General features: G+C 67.9%; 5 protein-coding genes. 1 reads left to right on the top strand and 4 read right to left on the bottom strand.

What is annotated here, in order from left to right:
• Window positions 1–28 precede the first annotated feature (28 nt).
• From LWW89_RS16555 to dnaE, 4 genes are all read right to left on the bottom strand, one after another.
• Complete coding sequence (locus tag LWW89_RS16555; protein ID WP_293266167.1) at window positions 29–1582, bottom strand: sensor histidine kinase; 1554 nt, start codon at window positions 1580–1582, stop codon at window positions 29–31.
• A complete protein-coding gene (locus LWW89_RS16550) occupies window positions 1548–2228 on the bottom strand; it encodes a response regulator transcription factor (RefSeq protein ID WP_293266165.1) in 681 nt (226 codons plus the stop codon). The genes LWW89_RS16555 and LWW89_RS16550 overlap by 35 nt, the downstream gene beginning before the upstream one ends.
• Before the next feature lie 571 nt (window positions 2229–2799).
• Window positions 2800–3267 carry a WbuC family cupin fold metalloprotein gene (locus LWW89_RS16545; RefSeq protein WP_293266163.1) on the bottom strand — a complete coding sequence of 156 codons (468 nt, stop codon included), beginning with the start codon at window positions 3265–3267 and terminating at the stop codon, window positions 2800–2802.
• A gap of 223 nt (window positions 3268–3490) precedes the next feature.
• Entirely contained in the window at window positions 3491–6952 is a 3462-nt protein-coding gene (gene dnaE / locus LWW89_RS16540) for a DNA polymerase III subunit alpha (protein WP_293266161.1), read from the bottom strand.
• Between the two features lie 388 nt (window positions 6953–7340).
• Here dnaE and LWW89_RS16535 point away from each other — a divergent pair, with 388 nt between their 5' ends.
• A complete protein-coding gene (locus tag LWW89_RS16535) occupies window positions 7341–9164 on the top strand; it encodes an ABC transporter ATP-binding protein/permease (protein WP_293266159.1) in 1824 nt (607 codons plus the stop codon).
• Window positions 9165–9366: the final 202 nt, after the last annotated feature.

Here is a 9366-nt window from a genome sequence, read left to right as displayed (position 1 = left end):
AACCGGCGTTGCACCTATCGTCGCGGCGTCACGCCAGGCCCGCCATGATCGGGCTGGGGGGTGCCGGCTCTTCCGGGGGATGGTAGAGGGGGAAGGATACCGCCGCCACGGTACCCTTTTCCAGGGGATTGGGCACCAGGCTGGCGGTGGCGTCGTGCAGGGCGGCGATCTCGCGCACGATGGGCAGGCCCAGGCCGCTGCCCTTGCTGTCCACCACCCCGCCGGTGACTTCCTCGCTGCGGTAGAAGCGCTCGAACACCAGTTCGCACTCCTCGGGGCGGATGCCGATACCGTTATCCTCGACCTCGAGCACGGCCCGGTCGCTGCCGCTGCCCTCCCCCAGCTCGCGCCGCATCCGGCAGGTCACCCGGCCGTGGGCCGGGGTGTAGCGCAGGGCGTTGTCGAGCAGGTTGTTGATCAGCTCGCGCAGCCAGAAGGGGTAGCCACGCACCGCCACCGGCTCGCCGGCATCCTCGAAGCCCAGGTCGATCTGCTTGTCCAGGGCGGCGAACACCCACTCGCTGGCGCACTCCTTGAGCAGTTGGTTGAGGTCCACCACCACCAGGTCTGCGTCGCCGGTCACCCCTTCGGCCCGGGCCAGGGCCAGCAGCTGGTTCACCAGGTGGGAGGCCCGATCCACGCTGATGTCGATCTGCCCCAGAGCGTGGCGCACCTGCTCGGCGTCGTTCTCGCGCAGGGCCAGCTGCACCTGGGCCTTCAATCCGGCCAAGGGGGTGCGCAGCTGGTGGGCGGCATCGGCGATGAAGCGGGTCTGCACCTCCAGGTTGCGCTGCACCCGCTCCATCATGGCGTTGAAGGCGTCGATCAGGGGGCGCAACTCTTCCGGCACCCGGCGGTTGGGGATCGGCGACAGGTCGTCCTCGGGCCGGGCCTCGATGCGCTCGCGCAGCCAGGTGAGGGGCCGCAGCCCCTGGGACAGGCCGAACCAGACCAACACCACCGCCAGGGGAATGATGACGAACTGGGGCAGGATGACGCTGGCGATGATCTTGTTGGCCAGCTGGGAACGCTTTTCCAAGGTCTCGCCCACCTCGACGATCAGCCAGCGGTCCTTGGCCACCGCCGGGTCGCCCATGATCGAGTAGGCCACGCGCAGGTCCTGGCCGCCGATTTCGGTGTCGCGGAACTGGATTTCGCCCAGCTCCCCGACCAGGGTGGCCGGATCGTCGGGCATGGGCAGTTCCGGGTCGCCGACGATGCGCTGGCCCTGGCGGGTGATGACATGGAAGTAGACGCTGTCCACCTCGTCGGCGCGCAGGATGGCCCGGGCCGACAGGGGCAGGTTCACCACCGGCTTGCCGTCCACGAACTTGATCTGGCGAGTGACCACGTTCACGTGCTCGCGCAGCGACTGGTCGTAGGGGTAGGCCGCCACCGTGTTGGCGAAGTAGTGGGTGATGGCGATCGACACCGGCCAGACGAACAGGAGCGGCGCCAGCATCCAGTCCAGGATCTCGCCGAACAGGGAGCGCTGACCGCCCCCGCCGCGCCGCTTGCCGCCCCCCGCCTCCGGCGCGGCGTCCGCCTCAGCGGACGCGGGAGTCGTCCTGGGGTTTTTCAAGGCAGTAGCCCAGGCCGCGGACCGTGGCGATGCGCACGCCCGGTTCGAGCTTCTTGCGCAGGCGGTGGATGTAGACCTCGATGGCGTTGTGCGACACCTCTTCGCCCCAGCCGCACAGGTGATCCACCAGTTGGTCCTTGGACACCAGCCGGCCGACCCGGGAGAGGAGGATTTCCAGCAGGCCCAGCTCCCGGGCCGACAGGTCCAGGCTGGTGCCATTCAGCTGGGCCACCCGGCCCACCTGGTCGTAGCTCAGGGCGCCGCACTGGATGAGCGGCGCGGTGCCCGAGGAACGTCGAGTCAGGGCGCGCACCCGGGCTTCCAGCTCTTGCAGGTCGAAGGGCTTGCCCATGTAGTCGTCGGCCCCCAGGTCCAGGCCCTTGACCCGGTCGGTGGTGCCGTCCAGGGCGGTCAGGATCAGGACCGGCACGGCGCTCTGGCGGCCGCGCAGACGCTTGAGCACTTCCAGGCCGGGCAGCCGGGGCAGGCCCAGGTCGAGGATCACCAGGTCGTAGGTGTTGGCCACCAGGGCGTTGTCCGCGTCCAGCCCGTTGGCCGCCACGTCCACGGCGTAGCCGGCGGCCTTGAGGGAACGGACCAGTCCGTCGGCGATGATCTTGTCGTCTTCTGCTACGAGGATGCGCATGGAAACCTGGAGAGGAGGTGCGGGCGAAACAATGGAACGGGTGGAGCGGGCGGCGGCAAGGCTGGGAAAGCGTCCGTGCGCGGCGGTAAGCACCGGCCGCCCGCATGGCGTAAGCATGACGTAAGGGCTTGAGCGTAGCCTGACCGGCGCTGTTCTCCTTTTATGGTCTTGGGGTCGGCGGCCTGGCTAGGGTCGTCGCCTGGGGAGCGGATGGAGCGGTTCGCCTGGCGAACTCCCCTATCTGGAAAAGGCGGTTTTCCGCCATCACCACGCTCCCCGCCGTTTTTTCCCCGGCTCGCGAGTCTTCATCTCGCCCCCCCAGCCGGTCGGCCCGGCCATCATCCCCCTTATTATCCCTGCTGTCTGTGGGCCTTTTCACGCCCGGCCCGTCGTTGCCGGTGCAGCCCCATTCATGTTGCGGAATGGCCGCATCGGCCCGCCGGAGCGTTCTTCGCGCTTTTTCCACGCCCCCCGCGAATTGCCGGCGGGATATTGCGATTGAGTGTAGCAAATTGCCCCGCTCCCGGTTGCCGCGCTGCAACACGGCGACCCGGTCGCGCAGCGTGCCGGATCAGGCGAAATACCCGGCCAAGCGTTGTTGATAGGCGGCCGCACCGGGGTCGCCCTCGGCCGGCGCCCAGGCGGCCTTTTCGTCCGGCCGGATCGGCACGTAGGGGCCGGCCTTGGCCTCGAAGAAGACGGTGCCCGGCACCAGCCCCAGCACCGAATGCCAGGTGCCCGCCGGCAGGTCCACGCCCACCGCCGCCCCGCCGGGGGTCAGGCGATGGGTCGCGGCCACCGCTCCCGCATCGTCGAACAACACCAGCCCCAGTTCGCCGCGCACCACCACGATGGTCTCGGCCTTGTCTCCGTCCAGGTGGCGGTGGGGCATGACGTAGGAACCGGGCTCGATGGCGTTGAGCAGCCGGTGGGCGGGGAAGTCGTCCGCCGGGTGGAAGTTGCGGTTCTTGCGCCCCCGGGGAGCCTGGCGGGCTTCGGCGGACAGGGCGTCGAGCAGGGTCTGGTCGATCAGGGTCATGGCGGTGGCGGATCAGGGGATCAGAAAAAAAGCCGGGGGCGGCCGGGTCGTCGAAGCGGGGACAGGGCCGCAAGCATCGGGATAGGGCAAGCCCGCGCCCAGCTTGGTTCTACACGGCCGCTGCTTCAAGCTCCGCGCCAGTCCTCGCTCTCCAGGCAGGCACCTCGGAAAGCCAATACTGGCGCGGGGTTTGGTAATTGGGTAAACGCCAAAAACGGCAGACTCAATCGCCGGCGTAGGCCACCGTCACACCGTCGTCCCCCAGCCAGCGGCGGAACTCGGCGAGCAGGGGTTCTTCCAGGCGCACCCGGGACGTTTCGCCCAGGATCAGCTCGCAGCTGGCGGCGTCGTTGCGGTAGCGCACCCGCACCGGGCAGGGGCCGGGCACGTAGGGGGCGAGCAGGGCGCGCAGCTTCTTGGCGTCGGCCTGGCCGTTCATGGACAGGGCCAGGTAGCGGGCAAATTCGCTGCGGGCGTCGGCCAGGGTCATCAGCCGCTCGGCGACGAAGCGGATGCCGTCGCGGAAGTCGTCGCGGCTGACCTTGCCCTCGACGATCAGCAGTTCATCCACCTTGAGCTTGTTCCGGCTGGCGTCGAACAGTTCGGAGAAGACCGTGACCTCCACCTGCTTGGTGCCGTCGTCGAGCAGTATCAGGGCCATCTTGCCGCGCTGGCTCATGCGCGTGCGCACGTCGGCGACGATGCCGGCGGCCATCTGGAGGTCCCGGGCCGGCTCCAGCTGGGACAGGGATTTTTTGACGAAGCGGCGGGCCTCGTGTTTGACCGAGTCGAACAGGTGGCCCGAGTAGAAGAAGCCCAGGGCGATCTTCTCTTCGGTGAGGCGCTGCTTCTCGTCCCAGGGGGCGGCCGGGCGCACGTAGTCGGGGGCGTGCTCGGTGGCCTCGCCGCTGGCGGCGAACATGTCGAACAGGCCGCCCTGGTGGGCCGAGGCGGCGGCCTGCTCGGCGGCCTCCATCGCCACGCCGACGGAGGCCAGCAGCAGCGCCCGGTCGCCGCCTTCCGGAGCGATCGAATCGAAGGCGCCGGCCCGCACCAGAGCCTCGATGGTGCGGCGGTTGACCAGGCGCTTGTCCACCCGGCGGCAGAAGTCGAACAGGTCGGTGAACGGCCCATCCGCCGCCCGGGCGGCGAGGATGCAATCCACCGCCTGCTGGCCGGTGCCCTTCACCGCGCCCAGGCCGTAGCGGATGGTCTTGGCGTCCACCGGCACGAAGCGGTAGTCGGAATGGTTCACGTCCGGCGGCAGTACAGTGATGCCGTTGGCCACCGTGTCTTCGTAGAAGATTTTCACGGTGTCGGTGTTGTCCATGTCCGAGGACATGGTGGCGGCCATGAAGGCGGCGCAGTGGTGGGCCTTGAGCCAGGCGGTGTGATAGGTGACCACCGCGTAGGCGGCGGTGTGCGACTTGTTGAAGCCGTACTCCGCGAACTTGGTCATCAGGTCGAACAACTGTTCGGCCAGGGCCGGGTCGTAGCCCTTCTTCTTGGCGCCCTCGGCGATGGTCTCCCGGTGCTTGGCCATTTCTTCGGGCTTCTTCTTGCCCATGGCCCGGCGCAGCATGTCGGCGCCGCCCAGGGTGTAGCCGCCGATGATCTGGGAGATCTGCATCACCTGTTCCTGGTACACGATGACGCCGTAGGTGGGCGACAGGCTGGCTTCCAGGTCCGGGTGGAAATAGTCGATGGCCTGCTGGCCCTTCTTACGCAGGATGAAGTCGTCCACCATCCCCGAGCCGAGCGGGCCGGGGCGGTACAGGGCGAGCACGGCGATGATGTCTTCGAAGCGGTCGGGGCCGAGCTTCTTCAACAGCTTCTTCATCCCGTCCGATTCCACCTGGAAGATCGCCGTGGTGTTGGCTTCCTTCAGGATGCGGTAGGCGGCCGGGTCGGTGAAGGGCAGGGCCGCCAGGTCGGGGCGGGTGCCGGTGAGCCGGGCCACGTAGTCCAGGGCCAGCTCGATAATGGTCAAGTTGCGCAGGCCCAGGAAGTCGAACTTCACCAGACCGACCTTTTCCACGTCGTCCTTGTCGTACTGGGACACCACCGACTCGCCGCCGGGCTGGCAGTAGAGGGGGCAGAAGTCGGTGAGCTTGCCCGGGGCGATCAGCACGCCGCCGGCGTGCATGCCGACGTTGCGCGACAGGTTCTCCAGCTTGCCGGCCAGGGCGAACAGTTCGCTGACCTCTTCTTCCTGCTCGATCCGCTCCTTCAGTTGCGGTTCGGCCTCGATGGCCTCCTGGAGCCCCAGGGGCTTGTTCTGCTCCACCGGGATCAGCTTGGACAGCTGGTCGCAGAAGTTGTAGGGCATGTCGAGGACGCGGCCCACGTCGCGGATCACCGCCTTCGACGACATGGTGCCGAAGGTGGCGATCTGGGACACGGCGTCGGCGCCGTATTTGCCGCGCACATACTCGATCACCCGCCAGCGGTTGTCCTGGCAGAAGTCGATGTCGAAGTCGGGCATCGACACCCGTTCCGGGTTGAGGAAGCGCTCGAACAGCAGGGCGTAGGCGAGCGGGTCCAGGTCGGTGATCTTGAGCGAGTAGGCCACCAGGGAGCCTGCGCCGGAACCCCGGCCCGGGCCCACCGGCACACCGTTGTTCTTGGCCCACTGGATGAAGTCGGCCACGATCAGGAAGTAGCCGGGGAAGCCCATCTGCACGATGGTGTCGCACTCGAACTTGAGCCGTTCCTCGTAGCGCGGCCGCTGCCGTTCCCGCTCCTCCGGGTCCGGATAGAGGTGGGCGAGGCGCTCTTCCAGCCCCTTTTTGGCCTCGTCGATCAGGAAGTCATCGAGGGTCATGCCCTCGGGGGTGGGGAAGAGGGGCAGGTAGTTCTTGCCCAGGGTCAGCGACAGGTTGCAGCGCTTGGCGATCTCCACCGTATTGGCCAGGGCCTCGGGCAGGTCCTTGAAGCGCTCGGCCATGTCCTCCTGGGTGAGGAAGTACTGCTGCTCCGTATAGGGCCGGGGGCGCCGGGTGTCGGCCAACACGTAGCCCTCGGCGATGCACACCCGGGCCTCGTGGGCGAGGAAATCGTCCGGAGAGAGGAACTGGATCGGGTGGGTGGCCACCAGGGGCAGTCCGGTTTCCGCCGCCAGATCGGCGGTAGCCGAAACCAGCAACTCCTGCTGGGGCTGGCCGTAGCGCTGCACTTCCAGGTAGAAGGCGTCCGGGAACAACGCGGCCCAGCGCTCGGCACGCCTCTTCGCTTCGTCCCTGTTGCCCGCCAACAGGGATTCGCCCACGTCGCCCAGGTGGGCCGACGACAGGGCGATCAGCCCGTCGCAGCCGATTTCGGCGAACCACTCGCGCTGGACTTCGGCCCGGTCGCGCCGGCTCGGCTCCAGGTAGGCCCGGGAAAGCAGTTCGCACAGTTGCAGGTAGCCGGCGTGGCTGCGCACCAGCAGCAGCAGCCGGCTGGGCCGGTCCGGCTCCTGGGGGTTGGCGATCCACACGTCCGCGCCGGCGATCGGCTTGACCCCCTTGCCCCGCGCCGCCAGATAGAACTTGACCAGCCCGAAGCCGTTGGCCAGGTCGGTGAGCGCCAGGGCCGGCATACCGTCGCCGGCGGCCTTGGCTACGGCGTCGTCGAGGCGGACGATGCCGTCGGTGATGGAATACTCGCTGTGGAGACGGAGGTGGATGAAGCGCGGGTCGGTCATGGGGGCGATTTTACTCCACCCCTCGGACCCATTCCTTCCATCTCGTCCTTTCACCGTCGGCTCACCTTGCCTGGCCCGTTCCGTGTCATGCCCCGTGCCGATGATGCTTCCGGCCGCCTCGCCAAACCCCGCGCCAGGCGCGGAGTTTCAGCAGGGCATCGCCAAGAGCGAGAACTGGCGCGGACTTGTGTGGTGCCTCCGCGCCCCCCCGCCCTGCCCTCATCCCGCCCTCGGTTGGCCGCCCTTGCCGCAGCGAGACGAAAGCGGGGCGGGCGGGGCATACTGCGCTTGACGCCCCTCCCCGGGCACCGCCCGTCTGCGCCGTCCGCCGCCTGCTTAAGCTTGCCCGTGCCGGCCGCCCTTTCCGCCGTTCCAGCCCTATCGCCCCATGCGCCGCTCCCATTCCGCCCACCCGGCTCCCGCCGGCCCCGCCCCCGAATTGCACGTGCTCGCCACCCTGCGCACCCTGCTGCCCTACGTCTGGCAGTACCGGGGCCGGGTGGCCCTGGCCATGGCCTGCCTGATCGCCGCCAAGTTCGCCAACGTCGGCACGCCGATCATCTTCAAGCACATGATCGACGACCTGTCCGGCCCCCAGCAGGCCCTGGCCCTGCCGGTGCTGCTGTTGCTGCTGTACGGCCTGCTGCGCTTTTCCACCGCCCTGTTCACCGAACTGCGCGAGATGCTGTTCACCCGGGTGACTCAGCGCATGGTGCGTTCCATCGCCTTGCAGGTGTTCAGCCACCTGCACTCCCTGTCGCTGCGCTTCCACCTGGAGCGGGAGACCGGCGGCGTGTCCCGGGACATCGAGCGGGGCACCCGCTCCATCGGCAGCCTGATCAGCTACCTGCTCTACAGCATCCTGCCCACCCTGGTGGAGCTAGCCCTGGTGATGAGCATCCTGTTCGTCAAATACGACGTGGGGTTCGTGCTCATCACCCTGGTGTCGCTGGCCGCCTACATCGTGTTCACCGTGGTGGTGTCCAACCGGCGCATCGCCATCCGCCGGGCGGTGAACGAGTCGGACTCGGCCGCCAACAGCAAGGCCATCGACAGCCTGCTCAACTTCGAGACGGTGAAGTACTTCAACAACGAGCAGTACGAGGCCAGCCGTTACGACAGCGCCCTGCAAAAGTGGGAGGGCGCTGCGGTGAAGAGCCAGCTATCCCTGTCGGCCCTCAACCTGGGCCAGCAGGCGATCATCGCCCTGGGGGTGACCGCCATGATGTGGCGCGCCGCCAACGGCGTGGCCGAGGGGCGCATGACCGTGGGCGACCTAGTGCTGGTTAATGCCTTCCTGATCCAGCTGTACATGCCGCTCAACTTCCTCGGCATCGTTTACCGGGAGATCCGCACCGCCCTGACCGACATCGAGCGCATGTTCAAGCTGCTCGGCGAGAACCGGGAGATCGCCGACCGCCCCGACGCCCGGGAGCTGCCCAGCGGCCCCCTGGAGGTGCGCTTCGAGAACGTGCACTTCCACTACGACGCCAAGCGGCCGATCCTGCACGGGGTGTCGTTCACCGTGCCGGCCGGCCACAAGGTAGCGGTGGTGGGCCATTCCGGCGCCGGCAAGAGCACCCTGTCGCGCCTGCTGTTCCGCTTCTACGATGTGACCGGCGGCGCCGTACGGGTCAACGGCCTGGACATTCGCGACTTCCGCCAGGAAAGCCTGCGCGGCGCCATCGGCATCGTCCCCCAGGACACGGTGCTGTTCAACGACACCCTGCTCTACAACCTGCGCTACGGCCGGCCCGAGGCCAGCCGGGAGGAGATCGTCGCCGCAGCGCGCACCGCCCAGCTGCATGAGTTCATCGAGAGCCTGCCGGACAAGTACGAAACCCGGGTGGGGGAGCGGGGCCTCAAGCTTTCCGGCGGCGAAAAGCAGCGGGTGGCCATTGCCCGAGCGCTGCTGAAGCAGCCGCGCATCCTGATTTTCGACGAGGCCACCTCGGCCCTGGACAGCAAGACCGAGCAGGCCATCGGCGAAAGCCTGCGCGCCGCGGCCCGGGGCCACACCACCCTGGTGATCGCCCACCGCCTGTCCACCGTGATGGACGCCGACGAAATCCTGGTGCTCGACGGGGGACGTATCGTCGAGCGGGGCAGTCACGCCCAGTTGCTCGCCGCCGACGGGGCCTACGCCCAGCTGTGGGCCTTGCAGCAGCGTGAGGAAGGCAGCCAGGCCGACGGCGCCATGGCCCTCGCCTGAGCGCCCGTCGTTTGGTGCGGCGCGGTACGACGGGCGCGCCGTAACTGGTTAGAATCGCCGGAATTCCTGGAATCGCCGCATCCTTGGGCCATCATGGAAGAATGGCAGGCAGCACCGGCCCGCGTTTCGGGGCGAGAGGGCAGAAGGTTCTGCAACTTTTTGCCCCTTGCCCGCTCATTTGTCGAAGAACATTCAATAACGA

Origin of the sequence: Oryzomicrobium sp. (genome assembly GCF_021287045.1) — a bacterium.
Lineage (GTDB): Bacteria > Pseudomonadota > Gammaproteobacteria > Burkholderiales > Rhodocyclaceae > Oryzomicrobium.
The sequence above is the reverse complement of the archived record's forward strand: the minus strand, read 5'-3'. Positions and strand labels throughout refer to the sequence as shown.